Here is a 20,672-nt window from a genome sequence, read left to right as displayed (position 1 = left end):
CCAGTCCCCCACGCCCGTTCCCCCCGGAGCGGGCCGGCCGAAGGAGTCCCCCCACCATGAGCACCCTGACCCACCGCCTCGATCGGGCGCAGCCGTACGCGCTCGGCCTGTTCCGGATCGTCGTCGGCCTGCTCTTCACCTGCCACGGCGCGGCCTCGCTCTTCGGCGTCCTCGGTGGCGCGATGGGCGGCGGCACCGTCCCCGCCGGCACCTGGCCCGGCTGGTACGCGGCGCTGATCCAGCTCGTCTGCGGCGGCCTCGTCCTCGTCGGCCTCGGCACCCGCGGGGCTGCCTTCATAGCCTCGGGCTCGATGGCGTACGCGTACTTCCGGGTCCACCAGCCGGAAGCCCTCTTCCCGCTCCAGAACGGCGGCGAGACGGCCACCCTCTTCTGCTGGGCCTTCGCCCTGCTCATCTTCACAGGCCCGGGCGGCCTGGCGCTCGACGCCCTGTTCGGGGCGAAGGGCGCCCCGGCGGGCCAGGACGCTCAGGGCACGGAGAAGCAGAACACCCCGGTCGCCGCCTGACCCTCCCCGGCACCCCGGCACCGCCCGGCCCGAGGCACCACGGCACCACCCGGTACGAAGCACTACGGCACCGCCCGGCCCGAGGCGCCGCAGCTCCACCCGGTACGAGGCGCCGCACCGCTCACGGCACCGCCCCACCCGACCGCCGATGCCATCGGCGTCGCCGGCGCCACCGGCGTCACGGCCGACGGCCGCCCCCGCGCGATCCAGGCGCGGGGGCGCCCGCTCCCCCGCTCCCCGCTCTCTCCCTAGCTCGCTTCCCCCCCTCCCCCTTTCCCGCTCACACTCCCCCCTCCCCGCTCACTCTCCCCCCTCCCCGCTCACTCTCCCCCCTCCCCGCTCACTCTCCCCCTCCCCGCTCACCCTCCTCCCTCCCGCTCCCCGCCGCCCACCCACCGACCCGCCCGCCAGGGCTCCCCGCCCCGGCGCGTAGGCTCTGCCCCTGTGAATCTGCTCGACAGCATGGGCTCGCTGAGGTCGCTGACCGCGGGCCCGTGGATCTATCCGGTGGTGGCGACGTCGATCCTGCTCGACGTCTTCCTGCCCGTGCTGCCGAGCGGCTTCCTCGTGATCTCCGCCGCCACGGCCGCCTCCGCCTCGCTCGGCGCGGCCACCGCGCCCGCGGACGTCCCCTCCCTGGTGCCGCTGCTGCTCACCGCGGCCGCCGCCTCCATGCTCGGCGACTTCCTGGCGTACCGGCTGGCCCTGCGCGGCGGCCGGCGTCTGGACCGGGCGATAGCCCGCTCCCGCCGCCTGACCGTGGCGCGGGAACGTCTCGGCACCGCCCTGGCCCGGGGCGGCGGCCTCATCGTGGTGCTGGCCCGGTTCGCCCCGGCGGGCCGCTCGGTGGTCTCGCTGGGCGCGGGCGCGGCGGGGCGGCGCCCCGAGGAGTTCCTGCCCTGGTCGGCCCTGGCCGCGGTGGTCTGGGCCTCGTACAGCGTGGGCCTCGGCTGGCTGGGCGGCGCGTGGCTGGGCGCGACCTGGTTCAGCGCGGGGGTCTCGACCCTGGCGCTGCTGCTGGCGGGCGGTCTGGCGGGCTATCTCATACGACGCCCGGGCGCGGCTCCGGCTCCGGCGTCCTGACGGGGTGGGGGTGCGCTCCCCTCACCTCCAGGGTGGCGAGGAGCCGGGCGGTGGCGTCGGCGACCTCCTCGACGGCCCGGTCGAAGACCTCGCGGTTGTGCGCGGCGGGGGCGCGGAAGCCGGAGACCTTGCGGACGTACTGGAGCGCGGCGGCGTGGATGTCGTCCTGGGTCGCGTCGTGCGGCAGGACGGGCGGGCGGAGTGTCTTGATGCTGCGGCACATGCCTCCAGTGTGACGCGCAGCACTGACAACGGAGGGGGGTGCCGACGGGGGCGCGGCCCCCGCCATGGTTCAGTTCAGGCCACGCCGGCTGCGCGCGTTGATCTCGGCGGCGCGGGCGCGGAGCTCGCGCAGGGGGGTGGCGAGCTGGACGTCGCCGGGCTCGGCCTCCCACTCGGCCCCGCCGTGGACGGCGCGGATCAGGAAACGTCCGGAGACGCTCCGCACGAAGAAGCCGACCCGCCCCGTGGCGGTGTCGCGGACGAGGTCGCCGACCTCGGGCACCGGCTGCACGCAACCCCTCCGTCCCGTCCCGAATCCTGCGTGGGGACACCAAGGGAAACGCGGACACTCCGCCCTGTCAACGTATCTCTAGAGATGTCCCCCGATGGATGGATCACCAGGGCAGGACGGCGCACACGTGTGCACCCTGGCCGCGGGGAGCCCCTTAGGGTGTCCCGCAGACGAAGGGAGTGGTCCATCCGTGACTGACCAGGACGGCACTCGTCGGCCCAAGTACCAGCGCATCGCAGATGAGTTGAGAACCGCGATCCAGTCCGGCGCCTTCGCGCCGGGCGACCGGCTCCCCGGCGAGAACGACCTCATGTCCACCTACGAGGTGGCCCGGATGACCGCCCGTCAGGCCCTCGCGGTGCTCCGCGGCGAGGGCCTGACGGAGGCCCGCAAGGGCGCCGGCGTCTTCGTCCGCGCCTTCCGTCCGCTGCGTCGCCGCGGCATCCCGCGCCTGGCCGGCGAGGGCTGGGGCGGCGGGCGCTCGGTCTGGGCGTCGGAGGTGGAGAACCGGACGCTGGTGGTGGACCAGATCGTGGTGTCGGAGGAGGAGGCGGGCACCCGGGTGGCGGGCGCGCTGAACCTGGCGCCGCACGACCCCGTCTGCGTCCGCAGCCGCCGCTTCGTCCTCGACGACAAGCCGGTGCTGCTCTCGGTCTCGTACCTCTCCGCCGAGCTGGTGCGCGGCACCCCGATCGTCCGCGCCGACACGGGCCCCGGCGGCACCTACGCCCGCCTCTCCGACCTGGGCCACCGGCCGGTCCACTTCCGCGAGGAGATCCGCTGCCGGATGCCGACCGCGGACGAGTCCGACCGCCTCACGCTGCCCCCGGGCACCCCGGTGGTCCTCATCGGCCGCACGGCGTTCACGGAACCGGGCAGGCCGGTCGAGCTCAACGAGATGACCCTGGACGCGTCGTCCTACATCCTGGAGTACGACTTCGACGCGTAGGACGCTCACCCCTCGCGCGCGGCCGGCACCTCGCCCTTGGCCTGCTGCCCGGACCCCTGCAGATCGGCGCCGACCTGCCCGCCGAGCGTCATCACGTTCAGCGTGGCGGCGTTCTCGTTGGCGATGGCCCTCTCGACCCGGGCGACGAGCAGCGTGAACGCCTCCCGCTTCGACAGCTCCCGGTAGGGCCCGACCCGGGCCTCGAAGTACACCCGCTCGTGCCCGAGCAGCTGCTCCGTGGACCGGTAGTTCTTCCACTGCTCCCGGTACCGGTACACGCTCTCCAGCGACACCGCGGCGACGACGACCACGCTCAGCACGGTGGCGGTGACCCGCGCGAACCCCGCGTCCAGGTTCACGAACACGGGCACGAGCGCCCCGCCGACGACGGACACGGTCCGCATCCGCAGGTGCATGGCCTTCATCCGCGTCGCCTTGACGTCGTACCACTCCTGATACTGCGCCAGACGGCCCTCGACATACCCCTGCGCCGTCATGTCGCCACCGCCGGCGCCGGCTTCGGGCGCGTCCCCCACGTCCACCATGCCCGAAGTACACCGACCCCGAAGTGGGCACGTCAACTCGGCGCTCCCGTTCCCCCTCAGGCCCCCGCGCGATACGTTCGCCCCGTCACCACCACCCCTCCCCAGGAGCCGTCATGACGACGTCGATCACCCGCACCCGCCTCGCCCTGGCCCTCCTCGCGACCACGGCGGCGGCCCTCGCCGCCGTCCTCGCGGCCCCCGCCACGGCGACCACCGACGCCGGCGACCGCGAGACCGGCACGGTCAAGCCGGTGACGCTCGCGAAGTCGGCGGGCGACAAGAAGGTGGAAGTGATCAAGTAACGGCGAACGTCCGCCCCGGGCCGGCGACTCCCCGCCGGCCCCCACCACCCACCGGGCACCACACGCCGGGCAATGGGCGCCGGCCAACGGGCAACGGGCAACGGGCAACGGGCAACGAAACCCGCCCGCTCGGCGTCGGCCCCTGCCGCCTCTGGCGGTCTCCGCCTCTCCCCCGGCCTCTGCCGGTCCCTAGGCGGCGAGCTGCTGCTCGCCCCGGACGGCCTCTTCCCACGCGACGAGCAGCCGCCCGTACTCCGCGCGGCCCTCGACCGTCAGCTCACCGCTCGCCCACAGGGCACGAATGCGGCAGTTGATGACGGCGGGGTCGACGGTACGGTTCTCGGCGCGAAGCTGCTCGGACATGACACCAACCCTAGACGCCCCCACCGACACCCTCGACCGAGTAAACCCGCCGAGGACACCTCGCTCCGGTCTCCGAAGGTCCTTCACCTCCACCACACCGCCTCCGACCACCGCATACACCGATCGGCCACGGATGTCAGCTCCCGGAACTGTGACGAGGATCAAAGGGAACAAGTGGAAGTCGAGCCGCTCGCGGACGGCGGCAACGACGCCGTCCTGCGCCTGCCGGGCCGCACGCACCCCGGAGTCCTGATCCAGGGCGACACCCTCGGCATCCGCCGGGCGGACGCGGCCGAGCCGGCCGCCCCGTGCGCCGCCGGCGACCTGGAAGAGGCCCTCCACGCGGCCGCCCTCCTCCGGGCCGACCTGGACTCCACGCTCCAGCACCACCCGGAAGCCTGAAGGCCCACGGGCTCCGGCTCACCGGATGCCGCAGAAATCCGCAGAAACGCCGCCGAGGGGACTCCGGGTGAGACCCCTTCCCTTCCGAACCAGGTGTGGCAGGGTGACAGGAAGCGGACGGGGAGATTCTGCGGAGGTGGACGGCGTGACAGAGCTCCGCAAGGGCGAGAACACGGAAGTGGGATCGGGCCGCGTGACAGCCGAGCTGCGCGCGGTGGGCGACCAGGTCGACCTCAGCGCGCTGCTGGTCACCGCGGAAGGAAAGGTCAGGTCCGACGACGACCTGGTCTTCTACAACCAGCCCTCCGCCGAGGCCGGTGCAGTCCGGCACCTCGCCGCGGACGCCGGGATTCCCGAGCGCATCGAGGTGGACCCCTCCGCGCTTCCCGCGGACGTCGACCGGGTCGTCCTCGTCGGCAGTTGCGACCCCGACGATGCGACCCGTACGTTCCGCGACGTCGGAGAGGTACGGGTGAGCGCCGTTCAGCAGGGTGCCGATCCGGTCCTCTTCCGTCCGCCCGCCCTCACCGACGGTGAACGCGCCGTGCTCTTGATGGAGCTGTACCGCAGGGGCCCGGCATGGAAGCTCCGCGCCATCGGGCAGGGCTACTCCGACGGCCTGGCCGGCCTCGCCACCGACTTCGGGATCCAGGTGGAGGAGCCGCGGGAACCCTCCGCGGTGGACCGGCCCGGCACGGGAGAAAGCGGATCCACGCGCGATACCGCGACGACGACGGCACTCCCCGAGCCGGCCGCACCGGTCGCACCGGTCGCACCGGTCGCACCGGCCACCACCGCCGGGAGCCCGATGAGCCCGATGAGCCTGCGCAAGCCTCCACTCGGCAGGATCAGCCTCGACAAGGGCGGCCGGGTCTCCATGGGCCTGGACAAGAAGGACCGCGAGCTGGTGGTCACCGCCTCCCTGGAATGGGACGGCGGAAGCGACCGGCGCCGCAGACAGGGCGCCGACCTCGATCTGTACGCCTTGTTCGTGCCCGCGTCACAAGCCCTGCGGGGAACGAACGCGCCCGGCACCCTCGCCGGATCCAGGTACGTGGCACAGGGTGAACCGCTGCGCCCCGGAACCGCTGCGGCCCCGGCCACCCCGGGGACGGCGAAGAAGGGCAAGGGCGCGGACGTCGTCTACTACAAGCGCCTCGGCTCCGTGAAGAGCCGCCCCTACATTCGCCTCGACGGCGATTCGCGCATTCCGGGGCGCGAGTCGCTCCGCATCGTGCGTCCCGACGAACAGGGCTACGTCCTCCTCTGCGCCTACTCCGCCGTCAGCAACGGCATCGGCTCCTTCCGCAGCTTCGGCGCGAAGGTCGTCATCACGGACGGGCGCGGCTCCACCGTCACCGTCCCGCTCTTCGAGAACACCAGGACCCGCTACTGGGTGGCCATCGCCCTCGTCGACTTCACCACGGCCGACGGAGCGACGATCCACCACATCGAGGCCTACAGCGCCCGCATGACCGAACGCCGCCCGGTGCTCCATCCGGACGGCACCATCGAGATGAACGCGGGCCCCGTCGAATTCAAGAGAAGATGACCGACCCGTCAGCATCATGGTGAGTGACTCCTCACCCCGAGCTGCCGCACACCGCGGTCGGCAGCCGGGCGGGAACAGGACGCAGACCTTCCCGTACGGCCCCCGTGGCAGTCGGATCGCCGACTCCCCTGCCATGGCGATCACGCAGGGCAGCCATCATCCGCCGTCATGGACGTCCGTTCCGGATGTCCACTCCCACGACAACCTCAAGGAACCCGGCCACTCTTCTTCGCCGCTACGCTCCAGGACCAGGCCGACGGACCCTTCCTCCACGTCGTGGTGGGCGAACCGGTGCGGGTACGGGACGAACAGCTCCAGCTCCTCGTCCGACAGCGGCTCGTCGAGCCGCTCATCGCGCATACCGCCGCCGTCACCAGCCCTCGGGACCGGTCCGGCACCGCTCGTGCCGGCAGTCGTCGTTTCGTCGGTGCAAGCGCCGCAGGTCCTGCAAGGCGGCCATGGGAAACGGGTGCAGCATCCACTTCTCCTGGTACCCGTCCTCACCGTGCTCCCGCAGTACGGCCTCGGCCGCTTCCTTCACCGCGTGGCACAGCACGCTGCGGGGCTGGGTGGAGCTCCAGAGAAGGGTGCCGCCCGTCTCGTCGGGCGAGCCCCAGCTCGTTGCCCCGTCCGGGAACTCGAAAATGTCGATGGCCACGTCCGCCCCCTGTCGCCGGAGCAGCCACCTCGTCTCCATGGGCTCGCGGTCGAACGAGAAGCGCTCACCGGACGATTCCCCGTAGAGCCCCGCCATGGCGTACAGCAGGTCGGCAAGCGCGTCCGTGCAATAGCCGATGTGGGTCTCATGCTCCGAAACCCCGTCGGCAATCCGGTATGAAACCCATCCCGAACCGCTCAGTTCCCAGCTGAACTGGAGATCACCCGCCACCCTCACCCCTCCCCAATTGACCGCACCCCTGTCATCGGTTGGCAGGGATCCCGTAAGCGATCTCGCACAGCACAGCGGGCACGATCACGACGTGAAGTCCATGATCCTAGAGGCTCGCCCCAAAATGACTGCCCAAAGCCGTGAAGCCAACTGCCCCAGCTACAGAGGGTTCCCCCCCATCAACCCGAGCTGTCAGGCGTGCGGCCGGCGGTCGGGCTGGAGCGGGGCGGAGACAGGAGCGCAGGCCCGGGCGCCGGGCCGCGCGCGCCGCGCCGTGCGCGGCGGGTGCCTTGAATGAAGTAGGGAAACTCTTACCGCGCCGGCCTCGAAGGGCGATGGGGCTGCACGGCGCGGCTCGGTCGATGACCTTCTCGGAGGGACGGAGCTCCAGAGGAGGTAGTCGCTGATCTGCGGGGCAGGCCAGGCCCTGTTCCAGCGCGGTCGGGATCTTGGAGGACTGCTTCACGGGCGTATCCGGGTTCATCGGATGCTCGACCAAGAGGAGCGGTCCTTCGACCGGCGATGTATCTGGCAGGTACGTGCCACGACGCCTCTTCCCCGCCTCCCCGCCCCGGGGAACGAACAAGGCCCAGGCTCCCGGTTCGCTACCGGTGACCTGGGCCTTCGTCGTGCTTCCTGCTGGTGGGCGCGGACGGTTTCGAACCGCCGACATCTGCTTTGTAAGAGCAGCGCTCTACCCCTGAGCTACGCACCCCTGGGGGAGGCAACAGCGTACACGGAGGGGGTGGGCGGATCGCAAACGCGTGTGGGTGGGGAGGGGTGGGGCGAACTGATGGGGCCGTGTGTTCGTCCCTAGGGGGTGGGAGAATGGGCGTCCGGGCGGCTGGGCGCGGTGGAGACAGCACGGGAGAGGGTCGTGGCGGCTGGCGACGTGAGGGGCAGGGTGGCGTCCAGGGGTGGGGCGGCGGTGCGGCTGGCGGTGCTGTTGCCGGTGCTCGTCGGGGTGCTGGTGCCGCAGTCGTTCGCCGGTGGGGGCGGCCGGCGGTGGTTCGGGGGGCGGGGGGAGAGCCAGCGGGCCGAGGCGCAGGCCGCGAAGGACGCGGCGGCCGCCGCGTTCTACGAGCTCGACACGGCTCAGCGGGGGCTGCGGATCACCATAGAGACGATCACCGCCGTCGACGGGACCGGTGAGGCCCTGCGGGCCGTCGAGGGGTTCGAGGCGCTCGGGCGGCGGATCGACGAGGTGTCGCGCGCCTACATCTCGGCCGTCGACGCGCACGACCTCGACCGGGACGAGCTCGACGCCGGGACCGCCGTGCGGGCCCGGGGCGAGCTCGACCGGGCCCGGGGGGAGCTGGAGCGGGTCAAGGGGGAGCTCGACCGCTTCGAGGAGGGGCTCGCGCCGCTGCTCGGGCGGGCCGAGACCCAGCTGGCGCGGCTCGCGCCCGCGGTGGAGCGGGCCCGGCAGGCCCTGCGCGGGGCGGGCGACGCGCTCGACTCCGTCCGCGGGAAGGGGCTGCGCGCCGATGACCTGGCGGCCCGGCTCGCCGCGCTCGGACCCGAGCTGACCCGGCTGAACGAGGGCGCCGGGCGGCACGGCGTCGCCGAGACGCTCCAGCGGGCCGACCGGGTCCTGCGGGACGCCGAGGCGGTGCGGACCGAGGCCGAGCGGCTGCCGGAGCGCGCCGCCGAGATCGACAGGCGGCTGGTGTCCCTGCGCACCCGGGCACAGGCGGTGACCACCCGCGCCGAGGCCGTCGAGCCCGTGCTCTCGGAGCTGCGCCGCCGGTACTCGGTCGCCTGCTGGCAGGACCTCCAGCACGTGTCGGAGCAGGCCGCCGGGGCCGTACGGCAGGCCGAGGAGCGGCTCGCGGAGGCGTCGGCCGCCCGCGCCGAGCAGCGGTGGCCGGACGCGACCGCCCTGCTGTCGACCGTACGCGCGCTGCTCGACACGACCGGTGAGGCCGTCTCCGCCGCCGGCGAGCGGCTGCGGCGGCTGGACGCGGTGGCGAAGGACCCCAAGGCGGAGACGGACCGGGCGAGGTTCGCGGTGCGGGACGCGCAGCGGCTCGCCATGGAGGGCCGGAACCAGCCCGATCCGCGCCACGCCCGCCCCCTCGACGAGGCCGTGGCCCGGATCGACCGGGCCGTGGACGGGCTGGAGGGGCGCCACCCCGACTACTGGCACTTCCTGATGGAGCTGGAGGCGGTGCGGGCCTCGGCGGCCGGTGTCGTCGCCGCCATCCGGGAGGAGCGGGGCGCGGGGGCCCACTGAGCTCGGTGAGCTCGGTGAGCTCGGTGAGCTCGGTGAGGGGATAGGTGAGGGGGTGGAGCGGGGGTTCCCTCGGTGGGTGCCGCCGCTAACCTGGGGCCATGCCTCGTTACGAATACCGCTGCCGGACCTGTGGGGACACCTTCGAGCTGAGCCGGCCGATGGCCGAGTCCTCCGCGCCCGCCGCGTGCCCCGCCGGGCACGACGACACCGTGAAGCTGCTGTCGGCCGTGGCCGTCGGGGGCTCGGCGTCCGCCGGCCCCGCCCCGGGCGGGGGCGGAGGCGGCTGCTGCGGCGGGGGCTGCTGCGGCTGATCAGCCCGAGACCGCCGCGCGGAAGCGGCGGAGGATCTCCTCGCCCGCCGCGACGCCCCGCTCCGCGAGGACGTCGAGGTGGGGGGCGGTCCACGCGGTGTCGGCGAGTTCGCCGTGGCCCGGGCGCCAGGCGCGGTCCGCGGCGAGCAGCAGGTCCGCGTCGAGGAGCGAGTCGCCGGCGGCGAGGGTGAGCGCGGCGCCGGTGCGGCGGGCGACCTCCCGGACGGCGGCGCTCTTGGTCAGCGGCTTCGGCACCGCGTACACCTTGCGGCCCTGGAGCGAGACCGTCCAGCCACGGTCGCCGGCCCAGGCGCCGAAGCGGTCCAGCCAGTCCTCGGGGAGCCGCTCGCGGTCGACGACCAGGTAGGCGAAGAGGTCCTCGGCGACCCGGTGCTTGCGCACCCACGAGAGGTCCGTCGTCGCGGTGAGGTAGGCACGGATCTCGGAGAGCGGGGCGCACTCCTCGGCGAGCCTGCGGACGACCGAGGCGTGCCAGTCGGCGTCGGTGACGCCGTCGACGAGGATGTGCCCGCCGTTGGCGCAGATCGCGTACCTGGGTGTGGTGCCCGGGAGTTGGATGCGCTGGTACTGCTTGCGCGTGCGGGTCGTGGTGGGCACGAAGACGGTCTCGGCGGTGAGGGCCGCGAGGAGTTCGGCGGCCTCCTCCGTCATGTACGAGAGCGGCTTGGACTCGTGGACCTCGACGCACAGCAGCCGGGGCGCCTGCGCGTCCGGCATGCCGAGGGCGAGGGCCGCGGTCGAGTAGATGAGGGTGCGGTCGAGGTCGCTGGCGACCAGGGTCGTGCCGGAAGCGGGGGTCACGGCGGGCAGCCTCTCCGGGGCCACGGCGGGGAGCGTCTCCCGAGCCGCGTCCGGGAGCGCGTCGCCGGCCGGAGTCGCCGCCGGAGTCGTCGGAGTCGTCGGAGTGGCCGGAGTCGTCGTCGGGATCGTGGTCATCGGGACGCCACCGCCTTGCCGTCGGCGCCCGTCGCGCCCCTGGTGTACTGGGGGTGGATCAGGCCGACGCAGGTGTACGGGAGGCCGTCGACCTCCTCCACCGGGACGCCGCGCTGTTCCGCCAGGAGGCGGACGTGGGCGAGGTCGGCGCCGGCGCCGCGCTGGGCGAGGATCTTCCAGGGGACGCGGCGGAGGAGGACGCGGGTGGTCTCGCCGACGCCCGGCTTGACGAGGTTCACGTCGTGGATGCCGTACTCCTCGCTGATCCGCTCGACGGCGGCCCAGCCCTCCCAGGTGGGGGTGCGGTCGGTGGCGAGGAGGTCCTTCACGTCGGTGTCGACGGTGGCGGCGACCTCGTCGAAGCGGGCCTCGACGGCGTCGAGGAAGGCGCCGGAGACGTCGGCCCCTTCCAGCTCGCGGTAGAACTTGGCGCCGTGGAAGTCGTCCGGGCCGACCAGGTCGGAGCGGAGCACCGTACGCGATATCAGGCCGGAGACGGTGGAGTTGAGGCACGCGGAGGGGATGAGGAAGTCCTCGCGGGTGCCGTAGGTGCGGACGCAGGAGCCGGGGTCGGCGAGGACCGCGATCTCCGGGTCGAAGCCGGCGAACTCCTCGGACTCCCTGAGCGCGGCGGCGAGTTCGCGGGTGATGGCGCCCTTGCCGGTCCAGCCGTCGACGAAGACGACGTCGGCCGGGTCGTGGTGGGCGGCGAGCCAGCGCAGGGCGTTGGCGTCGATGCCGCGGCCGCGGACGATGGAGACGGCGTAGTGGGGCAGGTCGAGGCCGTGGCGCCGTCGGGCCCAGCGGCGCATGAGGACGCCGACGGGGGTGCCGGCGCGGGCGAGGGAGACGAGGACGGGCCGGCCGGGCTTCTCGGCGAGGACGGTCTCGGTGACGGTGCCGACCGCGTGCGCGATGCGGGCGGCGGAGGACTCCAGGGCGCTGTGGAAGAGCTCCTGGTAGCGGGCGCTCGGCTGGTACTCGACGGGCAGCGACTCGGCGTAGTGCGCGCCGCCGCTCTGGATGGCTTCCTCGCGTTCCTCGGTGGGCGCCTCCAGCTCGGCGTCCGAGAGGTCCTGGAGCAGCCAGCCGACCTCTTCGGGTGCGTACGACGAGAAGGCGGGGCCGCGGAGGGGCTCGGGCAGCATGGAGCTCCTTTCGGGAGCTTCGGATCGGATCGCTTCGGGAGCTTCGGGAGCTTCGGATCGGATCGCTCCGGACGCGGGGGCGGCGAACGGTTCCGTTCGGATCGCTTCCGATGCGGTGTCGGCGACCGGTTCCGCGGCCGCCTGCGGGTGCGGTGCGTACGAGGGGACGACCGCCAGGACGACGTGCGGGATGTGCGCGGCGAGCTGGGCGAGCAGTCCCTCGGGGGCGTGCAGTTCGGGGGTGTCGGCGGCCGAGTCGACGACGGCGACGACGGCGTCGTAGCCGCCGCCCGCCACGTTGTAGGCGTAGCGCTCGCCGGGGCCGTCGGCGGGGGTGTCGTGGGCGGGGAAGACGAGCCGGGTGCGGATGGCGTAGCCGGGGTCGTCGACCGCGAGGACGGGCGAGCGGGTGGTGGTGGAGTAGCGGACGTCGAGCCCGGCGTCCTCCAGGGCCCCGGCGAGCCGCAGGGGTGCGTACATGAGCTCCTCGAAGCCGAGGACGAGGACCCGGGGGGCGCCGGCGGGGCCGTGGCCGGGGAGCGGGGCCGGGTCGGCCGTGCCGAGGGCGAGCGCCTCGGCGAGGGCCTGGGTCATCGCCGGCAGCGCGCCCTCCAGGCGGGCGCGGTGGGCGGGGGTGAAGCCGTGCCGGCCGCCGTCGGGGAGCTCCGCGGGCCAGTCGAGGTCGACGCGGACGGGTGCGGCGACGGCGGTGAAGCCGCCGCGGGAGCGCGGGGCGGGGGCCGCCCCGTGCGGGGGCTCGTGCCGGGCGACGAGCTCCTGGCCCCGGGCGAGGACCCCGTCGGGGAGGCCGACGGTGCCGGCGGCGAGGCTGAGCAGGTCGACGCGGGCGCCGATCTCGGCGGCGAAGTCGGTGAGCCGCTCGCGGTCGGCGGGGCCGCGCATGTCGACGAGGGCGACGACGACGTACCGCTCGCGGGGGTAGCGCTCGTGGAGGCCGCGGATGGTGTTGAGGACGGTGTTGCCGGTGGAGAACTCGTCGTCGACGAGGACCAGCGGCCCCTCGCCGGCCAGGAGCTCCGGGTCCTCGGGGAGCAGCAGGTGCGAGGTGGCGTGCGAGTGGGACTCCTCGAAGCCGCCCGCGGTGGCCACGCCGGCGACGGGGCGGCGGGTGGAGTGCAGGTACGGGGCGGTGCCGAGGCCGTCGGCGACGGCGTGGCCGAGGGCGGTGGCGGTCTCGGCGTATCCGAGGACGACGGCCCTCTCGGCCTCCCGCGCGCCGAGGAGCTCGCGGACCCGCAGGCCGAGGCCGAGGCCGGTGCCGTAGACGACGGAGGGGTGCTGCGGCACGTGCTTGCCGAGCACGCTGGAGACGAGCAGGTGGGCCCGCTTGGGGTTGCGGCGCAGGGCGAGGCCCAAGAGGGCCGGCAGCTCCTCGTCGCCGATCAGTTCGACGCCGAGCCGCTCCGCGACCCACGTTCCGGTCCACACCACGTCGCCGCAGTCCTTTCGTCAGCCGGCGAGGCCGGCGGTGAGCAGTTCCACGAAACCGACGTCCTCGCGGGCGACGCCGAAGGCCTCGGCGCGCACCAGGGTGCGTTCTGCCCAGGCGCGGTGCGGTTTCACTTCGTTCATCTTGTTCGTGTAGGCGGATCGGAGCACGCCGCCGCCGCCCTGTTCCGGCCGCAGGATGTCCTGGGCGTCGCTCCACTCCTCGTGGCTGACCACGGACAGGGCGTGGACGGGCAGCACGTGGGTGGGGTGGATGCAGGTCTTGCCGAGGAGGCCGTTGGCGCGGTCGAGCTCGATCTCGCGGAGCAGGCCGTCCATGTCGTGCTCGATGAGCGCGGTGCGCAGGTCCTCGGCGCGGCCCTCCAGGAAGGGGCTGCGGCGCAGCTGGGGCTTGAACATGCGCTCGCCGGGGCGGAAGTACTCCCAGACGGGGCCGGTGATGGTGAAGCCGGTGCCGTCGGCGCGGCCGAGGACGTTGACGACGTCGGCGATGACGTGGGCCACGACCTTGACGTCGTAGGCGGTCATGTCGGGCGAGCGGCGGAGTCCGTAGGCGGAGCAGAAGTCGGTGACGCCGAGGCGGAGGGCGAGGACGCGGTCGCGGTACTTGTCGGTGATCGAGGCGATGCCGGCGAGGGTCTCGGCCCGGGTCTCCAGGTGGAGGAGCTCGGGGGACTCCAGGACGGGCATGGCGTAGAGCCGGCGTCCGGCGGTGTGCTCGGCCCGGGTGAGGGCTTCGAGGAAGGCGGCGCCGCGGGCCTCGGTGAATTTGGGCAGTACGAATCCGGACAGCAGGCCGACGGTGTCGCCGAGGCGGGCGGTGAGGTCGGTGATCTGGCGGGGTTCGCGGACCCGGACGAAGAGGAGCGGGACGTCGGGGCCGCCCGCGGCGCGCCCGTCGGCGAGGTCGCGGAACTGGCGGACGAGGTTGGCCTCGCCCGCCTCGACGTCGGCGTCGCTGATCGAATCCTCCAGGCAGAGGACCATGGAGACGACGCCGCGTCCGGCCTGCTTGCGGATGTCGTCGGCGAGGCGGGGCCGGGTGGCCGGGCTGTAGAGGGTGGCGCCGAGGGCGACCGCGAGCGTGCGGGCGGGCGAGTCGGCGGTGAACTCGGCCGGCTCGCGGTGGAAGAGCCCGGTCCGCACCGCGGACGGGATCTGCCCGAAATGACGCATGTAAGTCCCCCGTCTGCTTGCCTGGGCCCTGATGACACGTGGCCGGTAATAGTACGTAGGTGCGGGTGTCCGTAGTTCCCACTCCTCATGAAATCCAGGTAACCCCTCCCCGTCGCGTCCCCGCATGTTCTCCCGCCTCTCCCGTCCCCCCGTCCCCGCCCTTCCCGCCCGCCGCCCCGCCCGCCCCTCCCGTCCCTGCCCTTCCCGGGCGCCGCCCCGCGCGCCGCCCGGTTACGCCGGGTGCGCGCGCCCGGAGGAGCGTCCGGAGGCGGGGCGGTGGCGGCGGCTCCGCTACCCGTGGTGCCCCCGCGTTGTCCCCCGGTCGGGCAGGAGGGCAGGATGGCCGTCATGACGCACGCGATGCTGAAGGGCTCCAACGTCCCTCTCGACACCGCGGCCGTACGGGCCGTGCTCCGCTGGACCCCGGGCCCCGGGGTCCCCGACGTGGACGCCTCGGCCCTGGTCCTCGGGACCGACGGGCGCGTCCGCTCCGACGAGGACTTCGTCTTCTACAACCAGCCGCGTCACCCCTCGGGGCTGGTGCGGCGGCTGCCGAAGAAGCGGGTCGCCGAGGCGCTGACGGACACCGTCGAGGCCGACCTCGCCGCGCTCGACCCGTCCATCGACCGGGTGGTGCTCGCCGCCTCCTCGGACGGCGGCACCTTCCGTGCCGTGACGGACCTGAGGATCCTCCTGTACGACGCCGCGGTCACGCCCGAGCGGGAGCCGCTGGCGCTCTTCGACGTGACGGCCGAGACCGGCGAGGAGACCGCCGTCATCTGCGGCGAGCTGTACCGCCGGGGCGACGGGTGGAAGTTCCGCGCGGTCGGCCAGGGCTATCCGACCGGCCTGGTGGGCCTGGCGACGGACTTCGGCATCTCGGTGGACGAGGCCCCCGAGGAGGCGCCCACGGGCGACGGGGCGGCCTCCGGGGCCCCCGGGGACGCCTCGGCCGCCGAGACCGCCCTGATCGACGCCGGGGCCGCCTCCGGGGCCGGTACGGGCTCCGCGGGGCACCCGGACCTCGACATGACCGTGGTCCACACGCCCGTGCCGCCGTCGCCGCCCCTGCCGCCGATGCCCGACCGGGCGCCCTCCTACGGCTACCCGCAGGAGCCGGCGCCGGGCCCGGGGCCCGCGTACGGCTATCCGCAGCCCGTGCACGCCTCGCACGGGCCGGAGCCGGTCGCCGAGTTCCGGATGCCGCCGATGGGTCCGCAGTTCCAGGGCCGCTGACGGCCGCGGTCCGGCCGGCGGGACCGGCCCGGGCCGCCCGGGCGGCCCGCCGGCCGGCGAGGCCCCCGGTGGGCCGCCGAGGGCCGCGGTCACGTCTTGGACTTGTAGCCGCGGCCCCACTGGAGTCCCCAGCCGTAGAGGCGGTCCAACTCGGCCTGGAAGCCGTAGACGAACCGCACCTCGCGCCGGACCAGTAGCTCGTCCTTGCTGTTGTCCACCGAGAAGACGGCGCAGGAGCGGGCCTGCGGGGCGCGCTCGTCGAGGTCGATCTCGATCCGGGGGCCGTTGCTCGGGTAGAGCGTGATCTTCGCGTGGGTCCGGTCGAAGGCCGGGGTCTGGTCGTAGATGTACGCGAAGAAGAGCAGCCGCTTGATCCGGTCCTTGTGATCGAGGTTGACGAAGATCGTCTCCCCGGAGGGGGCGCCGAAGCGGTCGTCGCCGCTCAGCTTCACGTACGGGGCCGCGTTGAGGTCGCCGAAGAAGCCGCCGAGCGGCTGCACCACGCCCTTGCTGCCGTCCTTGAGCTCGTACAGGCAGCCCAGGTCCAGGTCGACGTTGACCATGCCCTGGGTGTGCGCCTGGACGACCTCGGGCCGGAAGAACTGGGCCGGGTTGCGCAGCAGCCGGCCGCTCTGGCGGGAACGGCCCTCGATGTCGGAGGTGCGCATCCGCCAGGACAGGTTGACCCGGAGGTTGCCGGTGGCGCCGCCCTGCTGGGCGAGCGAGACCGAGGGGCGGCGTCTGGTCAGGTCGATGGTCTGGGACGCGCCCATGCCCGTGTCGAAGGACGTCGTCCGTCCCGGAATCAGGTTCTCCCAGAAGGCCATCGGGCCCCCACCCCCCACATCGGTCGCCTTGCCCGGCCGTCACACGCCTGCGGGGCGACCGGACGGGCCGGTCGCCCCGCAGGGAAGCGTTCCTCATTGTCCCCCGGGTCACACCCCGTGGCGGGGCGCACACCAGGGTGCAGGGTGTCACACCCCGGAGCTCACCTCGGCCTTGTCGCCGGCGGATCCGGAGCCGTCCTCGGCCGCCGCGAGCGCCTTGTTGCGGCGGACGGAGGACCAGAAGGACCAGGCGATCAGGATGACGCCGATGGAGCCGGTGATGACCTCGGGGATCTCGTACTGGATGGTGATCAGCAGGAGGGCGGCGAGGGCGCCGATGGCGTAGTGGGCGCCGTGCTCCAGGTAGACGTACTCGTCGAGGGTGCCCTGCTTGACCAGGTAGACCGTGAGGGACCGGACGTACATGGCGCCGACACCGAGGCCGAGGGCCATCAGGACGATGTCGTTGGTGACGGCGAAGGCGCCGATGACGCCGTCGAAGGAGAAGGAGGCGTCGAGGACCTCCAAATAGAGGAACATGAAGAAGGCGGCCTTGCCGGCCAGCTGGACCGCGGAGACCTTCTTGCCGCTGCGCCGGGCCTCTTCCTCGGCCTCGTGCTCGCGCTCCTCCTCCTCTTCCAGCTTGCCCTCGAAGAAGCCGGAGAGACCGCCGACGACGAGGTACGTGATGAGGCCGGCGATGCCGGAGATGAGGACCGTCTGCGCCTTGTCGACGTGGGTGCCGCCGTGCTGGTGGGCCTGGGTCGCGAAGGTCATCGAGGTGACGAGCAGGACGATCAGCGCGATGCAGACCGACAGCATGTCGACCTTGCCGAGCTTGGCGAGCGGGCGCTCGATCCAGCGCAGCCACTGGATGTCGCGGTCCTCGAAGATGAAGTCGAGGAAGATCATCAGAAGGAACATGCCACCGAACGCGGCGATCGACGGGTGCGCGTCGGTGACGAGTTCCTGGTAGCGGTCGGCGTCGTTGAGCGCGAGGTCGACGGCCTCGATCGGGCCGATCTTCGCACTGACCGCGACGATCAGGACGGGGAAGACCAGTCGCATTCCGAAGACGGCGATCAGAATGCCGATGGTGAGGAAGATCTTCTGCCAGAAGGCATTCATCTTCTTCAGGATGCCGGCGTTGACCACCGCGTTGTCGAAGGAGAGCGAGATCTCGAGGACGCAGAGGATCGCGACGATCCCGAACGCCTCCCACCCCCCGTAGAACACCGCGGCGACCAGGCCGAGCGCGGTGATCGCGAACGACCAGCCGAAGGTTTTCAGAACCACTGCCTACCCCATTGTGTGATAACGCGGCTTTACGAAACGTTGACCCCGAAGTCTAGAGCGATGCCCCGCAGCCCGGACGCGTACCCCTGACCGACCGCGCGGAACTTCCATTCGCCGTTGTAGCGGTAGAGCTCGCCGAAGATCATCGCGGTCTCGGTGGAGGCGTCCTCGGAGAGGTCGTACCGGGCCAGCTCCTGCCCGTCCGCCTGGTTCACCACCCGGATGAAGGCGTTGCCGACCTGACCGAAGGTCTGGCCGCGGTTGTCGGCGTCGTGGATGGAGACCGGGAAGACGATCTTGTCGCACTGGGGCGGGACGCGGGTGAGGTCGACGATGAGCGACTCGTCGTCGCCGTCGCCCTCGCCGGTGAGGTTGTCACCCGTGTGCTCGACCGAACCCTCGGGGCTGCGCAGCTGGTTGTAGAAGACGAAGTAGTCGTCACCGAGCACCCGGCCGGCCTGGCACATCAGCGCGCTGGCGTCGAGGTCGAAGGGGGCTCCGGTGGTCGACCGCGCGTCCCAGCCGAGGCCCACGAGGACCTTGGTGAGATTGGGTGCGGCCTTGGAGAGGGAGACGTTGCCTCCCTTGGCGAGCGTGACGCCCATGGTGTTCGGTTCCTCCCCGGTGGATGCTGCTGCCATGAGGCACGCCCGGCGCCGCACGAGGCGTGCGGCGCCGGGCGTCGTCGAGCGGGGGCCGGCACCGGGCGCGGGGCCCGGACCGGACGGCCCCGAGGGTGTTCGGCTCAGACGTTGACGCCGAAGTCCTGCGCGATGCCGCGCAGGCCCGATGCGTAACCCTGGCCGACCGCGCGGAACTTCCACTCCGCGCCGTGGCGGTACAGCTCGCCGAAGACCATCGCGGTCTCGGTCGAGGCGTCCTCGGAGAGGTCGTACCGGGCGATCTCGGCGCCGCCGGCCTGGTTGACGACGCGGATGAACGCGTTGCGCACCTGGCCGAAGGACTGCTGGCGGTTCTCGGCGTCGTAGATGGACACCGGGAAGACGATCTTGGCCACGTCGGCCGGCACGCCGGCCAGGTTGACCTTGACCTGCTCGTCGTCGCCCTCGCCCTCACCGGTGAGGTTGTCACCGGTGTGCTCGACGGAACCGTCGGCGCTCTTGAGGTTGTTGAAGAACACGAAGTCCTGGTCGTTCCGCACCTTGCCGGCCTCGCTCACCAGGATGGCGCTGGCGTCGAGGTCGAAGTCCGTACCGGTGGTGGTGCGGACGTCCCAGCCCAGACCGACGGTCACGGCGGTGAGGCCAGGGGCCTCCTTGGTCAGCGAGACGTTGCCGCCCTTGCTGAGGCTGACTCCCACGAGTCCCTCCATCATTGGTTTCCGGGGGCAGCGCCCCCGGTCGTGCGTTGGCATCGGATCAACGACTGGATCCTAGTGACGGGTTCCCAGTCGAAACAGGCGATTCGCCCGGGGAATCGGGGGATGTCGGCGAATGCCGCCCGTTCCCCGTCCGGCGCGGTGGGCTCAGAGGGTCTGGAGCGCCTTCACGTAGGCGTCGAGGTCACGGGCGTCCGGCAGGGCGTTGACGACCGTCCAGCGGACGACGCCCTCCTTGTCGATGATGAAGGTGCCGCGGACGGCGCAGCCCTTGTCCTCGTCGAAGACGCCGTAGGCGCGGGAGGTCTCGCCGTGCTTCCAGAAGTCGGAGAGCAGCGGGTAGTCCAGGCCCTCCTGCTCGGCGAAGACGCGCAGGGTGTGGATGGAGTCGTTGGAGACCGCGAGGAGCTGGGTGTCGTCGTTGACGAACGTCGGCAGGTTGTCGCGGAGCTCGCAGAGCTCTCCGGTGCACACGCCGGTGAAGGCGAAGGGGTAGAAGAGCAGCACCACGTTCTTCTCGCCGTGGAAGTCGGAGAGCCGCACGGTGCGCCCGTGGTTGTCCTTCAGCTCGAAATCGGGGGCCTTGGTGCCGACCTCGATCGCCATCGCGTACGCATCCCTTCGACGGGGCCCGGCCCCTGGGCCGAACCGGTGATCCCCACCCTACGGCCTGGCCGGCGGGGTCCCGCGCGGTCGAGGGCGCGCGAAAGCCCCCGCCGCGGTGACGGCGGGGGCCACGCGCATCAGGGGATCAGCGCTTGGGAGCGGCCAGGCGGGTGCCCGTCCAGTCCTTGGCGACGCTGATGCTCTTGGTCTGCGAGAGACCAGCGGTCTGCGCGGCATCGTTGATGTCGCTCGGCTCGATGTAGCCGTCGCGGCCGGTCTTCGGAGTCAGCAGCCAGATGTTGCCGCCGTCCTCCAGCAGACCGATGCTGTCCACCAGTGCGTCGGTGAGATCACCGTCCTCGTCACGGAACCAGAGGACGACGGCGTCTGCGACGTCGTCGTAGTCCTCGTCCACGAGCTCCTGGCCGATGATGGACTCGATGCCTTCACGGAGATCCTGGTCGACGTCGTCGTCGTAGCCGATCTCCTGGACCACCTGTCCGGGCTCGAACCCCAGCCTCGTCGCCGGGTTGGTCCGCTCCTCCGCGTGGTCCGCGGTCGCGCTCACGGCTTGCCTCCTGATCATGTATCGGAAAATGCATCGGGCCACGCATGCGCGCGGCGCTGGCCGTAGTCCACACGTGACGGGGCGGATCGCGCAAGTACCCGGCCGCCGAGACCGCCGAAACGGTGACGTTTGGGGCTGTCTCACCGCAACTTCCGACGGCGTTCGACAGCGCTCCGTGATCGGGCATACACGATTCGTCCCGCTTCGCGGGCTTCTGCGTTTTCAGTCTGCCGAACAGCTTGCCGGAACGCATGCGCGGATTGGGCGTAAGGTTGCGATTTGACCACACCCCGTCCGCAAGAAGGGCGCAGGGAGGACTACCTCTCGGTAAAGATGACGTGTGCCGCGAGCCGGGTACACGATGGACGTCCCCGGC

Annotated in this window: 24 protein-coding genes and 1 tRNA gene; 9 read left to right on the top strand and 16 right to left on the bottom strand. The window is 72.3% G+C overall.

Going from position 1 to position 20,672, the window contains the following annotated elements; genetic code table 11:
- The first annotated feature begins 65 nt into the window (after window positions 1–65).
- Complete coding sequence (locus IE287_RS27015) at window positions 66–527, top strand: DoxX family protein (RefSeq protein ID WP_189851862.1); 462 nt, start codon at window positions 66–68, stop codon at window positions 525–527.
- Between the two features lie 450 nt (window positions 528–977).
- Window positions 978–1,610, top strand: coding sequence for a DedA family protein (locus tag IE287_RS27010; RefSeq protein WP_189851861.1), 633 nt, complete (start codon window positions 978–980; stop codon window positions 1,608–1,610).
- Here IE287_RS27010 and IE287_RS27005 read toward each other — a convergent pair.
- Both IE287_RS27005 and IE287_RS27000 read right to left on the bottom strand, forming a co-directional pair.
- The gene (locus tag IE287_RS27005) at window positions 1,570–1,833 is read right to left on the bottom strand and encodes a DUF2277 domain-containing protein (protein ID WP_189851806.1); all 264 of its coding nucleotides are present in this window, start codon (window positions 1,831–1,833) and stop codon (window positions 1,570–1,572) included. The genes IE287_RS27010 and IE287_RS27005 overlap by 41 nt on opposite strands.
- A gap of 69 nt (window positions 1,834–1,902) precedes the next feature.
- A complete protein-coding gene (locus tag IE287_RS27000; RefSeq protein ID WP_189851805.1) occupies window positions 1,903–2,124 on the bottom strand; it encodes a hypothetical protein in 222 nt (73 codons plus the stop codon).
- Window positions 2,125–2,314: 190 nt separating this feature from the next.
- Between IE287_RS27000 and IE287_RS26995 the strand changes: the two genes are divergently transcribed.
- Window positions 2,315–3,073 (top strand): GntR family transcriptional regulator, encoded by a 759-nt coding sequence (locus IE287_RS26995; RefSeq protein ID WP_189851804.1) that lies wholly within the window; start codon window positions 2,315–2,317, stop codon window positions 3,071–3,073.
- A 5-nt stretch (window positions 3,074–3,078) separates the two neighbouring features.
- Here the strand turns inward: IE287_RS26995 and IE287_RS26990 are convergent, their stop codons facing one another.
- A complete protein-coding gene (locus tag IE287_RS26990; RefSeq protein ID WP_229883770.1) occupies window positions 3,079–3,618 on the bottom strand; it encodes a DUF4231 domain-containing protein in 540 nt (179 codons plus the stop codon).
- Between the two features lie 113 nt (window positions 3,619–3,731).
- Here IE287_RS26990 and IE287_RS26985 point away from each other — a divergent pair, with 113 nt between their 5' ends.
- Complete coding sequence (locus tag IE287_RS26985) at window positions 3,732–3,920, top strand: hypothetical protein (RefSeq protein ID WP_189851803.1); 189 nt, start codon at window positions 3,732–3,734, stop codon at window positions 3,918–3,920.
- A 189-nt stretch (window positions 3,921–4,109) separates the two neighbouring features.
- On the opposite strand, the gene IE287_RS26980 is transcribed toward IE287_RS26985, so the two are convergent.
- Window positions 4,110–4,283 carry a hypothetical protein gene (locus IE287_RS26980; protein WP_189851802.1) on the bottom strand — a complete coding sequence of 58 codons (174 nt, stop codon included), beginning with the start codon at window positions 4,281–4,283 and terminating at the stop codon, window positions 4,110–4,112.
- A gap of 174 nt (window positions 4,284–4,457) precedes the next feature.
- Here IE287_RS26980 and IE287_RS26975 point away from each other — a divergent pair, with 174 nt between their 5' ends.
- Complete coding sequence (locus IE287_RS26975) at window positions 4,458–4,685, top strand: DUF6959 family protein (protein ID WP_189851801.1); 228 nt, start codon at window positions 4,458–4,460, stop codon at window positions 4,683–4,685.
- A gap of 145 nt (window positions 4,686–4,830) precedes the next feature.
- A complete protein-coding gene (locus IE287_RS26970; protein WP_189851800.1) occupies window positions 4,831–6,237 on the top strand; it encodes a TerD family protein in 1,407 nt (468 codons plus the stop codon).
- Window positions 6,238–6,393: 156 nt separating this feature from the next.
- On the opposite strand, the gene IE287_RS26965 is transcribed toward IE287_RS26970, so the two are convergent.
- From IE287_RS26965 to IE287_RS26955, 3 genes are all read right to left on the bottom strand, one after another.
- The gene (locus IE287_RS26965) at window positions 6,394–6,597 is read right to left on the bottom strand and encodes a hypothetical protein (protein WP_189851799.1); all 204 of its coding nucleotides are present in this window, start codon (window positions 6,595–6,597) and stop codon (window positions 6,394–6,396) included.
- Between the two features lie 10 nt (window positions 6,598–6,607).
- Complete coding sequence (locus IE287_RS26960) at window positions 6,608–7,126, bottom strand: hypothetical protein (RefSeq protein WP_189851798.1); 519 nt, start codon at window positions 7,124–7,126, stop codon at window positions 6,608–6,610.
- A 640-nt stretch (window positions 7,127–7,766) separates the two neighbouring features.
- Window positions 7,767–7,841: transfer RNA gene (locus IE287_RS26955), tRNA-Val, on the bottom strand.
- Between the two features lie 189 nt (window positions 7,842–8,030).
- Between IE287_RS26955 and IE287_RS26950 the strand changes: the two genes are divergently transcribed.
- Together IE287_RS26950 and IE287_RS26945 are read left to right on the top strand one after the other, a co-directional pair.
- A complete protein-coding gene (locus IE287_RS26950) occupies window positions 8,031–9,362 on the top strand; it encodes a hypothetical protein (RefSeq protein WP_229883769.1) in 1,332 nt (443 codons plus the stop codon).
- A gap of 98 nt (window positions 9,363–9,460) precedes the next feature.
- Window positions 9,461–9,673 (top strand): FmdB family zinc ribbon protein, encoded by a 213-nt coding sequence (locus IE287_RS26945; RefSeq protein ID WP_189851797.1) that lies wholly within the window; start codon window positions 9,461–9,463, stop codon window positions 9,671–9,673.
- Here IE287_RS26945 and IE287_RS26940 read toward each other — a convergent pair whose 3' ends face one another.
- From IE287_RS26940 to IE287_RS26930, 3 genes are read right to left on the bottom strand one after another with little or no spacing between them, the layout of a single operon-like run.
- The gene (locus IE287_RS26940) at window positions 9,674–10,630 is read right to left on the bottom strand and encodes an HAD family hydrolase (RefSeq protein WP_229883768.1); all 957 of its coding nucleotides are present in this window, start codon (window positions 10,628–10,630) and stop codon (window positions 9,674–9,676) included. It lies immediately after the preceding gene.
- Window positions 10,627–13,230, bottom strand: coding sequence for a phosphoribosyltransferase (locus tag IE287_RS26935; RefSeq protein ID WP_189851796.1), 2,604 nt, complete (start codon window positions 13,228–13,230; stop codon window positions 10,627–10,629). The genes IE287_RS26940 and IE287_RS26935 overlap by 4 nt, the downstream gene beginning before the upstream one ends.
- 18 nt (window positions 13,231–13,248) lie before the next feature.
- A complete protein-coding gene (locus IE287_RS26930; protein ID WP_189851795.1) occupies window positions 13,249–14,424 on the bottom strand; it encodes an HpcH/HpaI aldolase/citrate lyase family protein in 1,176 nt (391 codons plus the stop codon).
- Window positions 14,425–14,763: 339 nt separating this feature from the next.
- Between IE287_RS26930 and IE287_RS26925 the strand changes: the two genes are divergently transcribed.
- Complete coding sequence (locus IE287_RS26925) at window positions 14,764–15,660, top strand: TerD family protein (protein WP_189851794.1); 897 nt, start codon at window positions 14,764–14,766, stop codon at window positions 15,658–15,660.
- A gap of 89 nt (window positions 15,661–15,749) precedes the next feature.
- Here IE287_RS26925 and IE287_RS26920 read toward each other — a convergent pair whose 3' ends face one another.
- The 6 genes from IE287_RS26920 to IE287_RS26895 all read right to left on the bottom strand — a co-directional run bounded on the left by IE287_RS26920 (window position 15,750) and on the right by IE287_RS26895 (window position 20,296).
- On the bottom strand, window positions 15,750–16,487 hold the full coding sequence (locus IE287_RS26920; protein ID WP_189851793.1) for a TerD family protein: 738 nt from the start codon (window positions 16,485–16,487) through the stop codon (window positions 15,750–15,752).
- A 147-nt stretch (window positions 16,488–16,634) separates the two neighbouring features.
- The gene (locus tag IE287_RS26915) at window positions 16,635–17,783 is read right to left on the bottom strand and encodes a DUF475 domain-containing protein (RefSeq protein ID WP_189851792.1); all 1,149 of its coding nucleotides are present in this window, start codon (window positions 17,781–17,783) and stop codon (window positions 16,635–16,637) included.
- 29 nt (window positions 17,784–17,812) lie between these two features.
- Entirely contained in the window at window positions 17,813–18,388 is a 576-nt protein-coding gene (locus IE287_RS26910) for a TerD family protein (protein WP_189851857.1), read from the bottom strand.
- Window positions 18,389–18,528: 140 nt separating this feature from the next.
- The gene (locus tag IE287_RS26905) at window positions 18,529–19,104 is read right to left on the bottom strand and encodes a TerD family protein (RefSeq protein ID WP_030495317.1); all 576 of its coding nucleotides are present in this window, start codon (window positions 19,102–19,104) and stop codon (window positions 18,529–18,531) included.
- 165 nt (window positions 19,105–19,269) lie between these two features.
- Window positions 19,270–19,728: a peroxiredoxin gene (locus IE287_RS26900; protein ID WP_189851791.1), complete on the bottom strand. Its 459-nt coding sequence runs from the start codon at window positions 19,726–19,728 to the stop codon at window positions 19,270–19,272.
- A 145-nt stretch (window positions 19,729–19,873) separates the two neighbouring features.
- Window positions 19,874–20,296 (bottom strand): DUF3052 domain-containing protein, encoded by a 423-nt coding sequence (locus tag IE287_RS26895; RefSeq protein WP_189851790.1) that lies wholly within the window; start codon window positions 20,294–20,296, stop codon window positions 19,874–19,876.
- Window positions 20,297–20,672: the final 376 nt, after the last annotated feature.

This window comes from Streptomyces omiyaensis, from assembly GCF_014650895.1.
Classification (GTDB): domain Bacteria; phylum Actinomycetota; class Actinomycetes; order Streptomycetales; family Streptomycetaceae; genus Streptomyces; species Streptomyces omiyaensis.
This window is presented reverse-complemented; position numbering and strand designations above follow the sequence as displayed.

Bases quoted from the DNA above. Each gene is read 5' to 3' on its own strand.
- IE287_RS26920 (WP_189851793.1), bottom strand. From the start codon at position 16,487: ATGGCCTTCTGGGAGAACCTGATTCCGGGACGGACGACGTCCTTCGAC.
- IE287_RS26900 (WP_189851791.1), bottom strand. From the start codon at position 19,728: ATGGCGATCGAGGTCGGCACCAAGGCCCCCGATTTCGAGCTGAAGGAC.
- IE287_RS26980 (WP_189851802.1), bottom strand. From the start codon at position 4,283: ATGTCCGAGCAGCTTCGCGCCGAGAACCGTACCGTCGACCCCGCCGTC.
- IE287_RS26930 (WP_189851795.1), bottom strand. From the start codon at position 14,424: ATGCGTCATTTCGGGCAGATCCCGTCCGCGGTGCGGACCGGGCTCTTC.
- IE287_RS27005 (WP_189851806.1), bottom strand. From the start codon at position 1,833: ATGTGCCGCAGCATCAAGACACTCCGCCCGCCCGTCCTGCCGCACGAC.
- IE287_RS26940 (WP_229883768.1), bottom strand. From the start codon at position 10,630: ATGACCACGATCCCGACGACGACTCCGGCCACTCCGACGACTCCGACG.
- IE287_RS26925 (WP_189851794.1), top strand. From the start codon at position 14,764: ATGGCCGTCATGACGCACGCGATGCTGAAGGGCTCCAACGTCCCTCTC.
- IE287_RS26985 (WP_189851803.1), top strand. From the start codon at position 3,732: ATGACGACGTCGATCACCCGCACCCGCCTCGCCCTGGCCCTCCTCGCG.
- IE287_RS26910 (WP_189851857.1), bottom strand. From the start codon at position 18,388: ATGGGCGTCACGCTCGCCAAGGGAGGCAACGTCTCCCTCTCCAAGGCC.
- IE287_RS26945 (WP_189851797.1), top strand. From the start codon at position 9,461: ATGCCTCGTTACGAATACCGCTGCCGGACCTGTGGGGACACCTTCGAG.
- IE287_RS26965 (WP_189851799.1), bottom strand. From the start codon at position 6,597: ATGCGCGATGAGCGGCTCGACGAGCCGCTGTCGGACGAGGAGCTGGAG.
- IE287_RS26990 (WP_229883770.1), bottom strand. From the start codon at position 3,618: ATGGTGGACGTGGGGGACGCGCCCGAAGCCGGCGCCGGCGGTGGCGAC.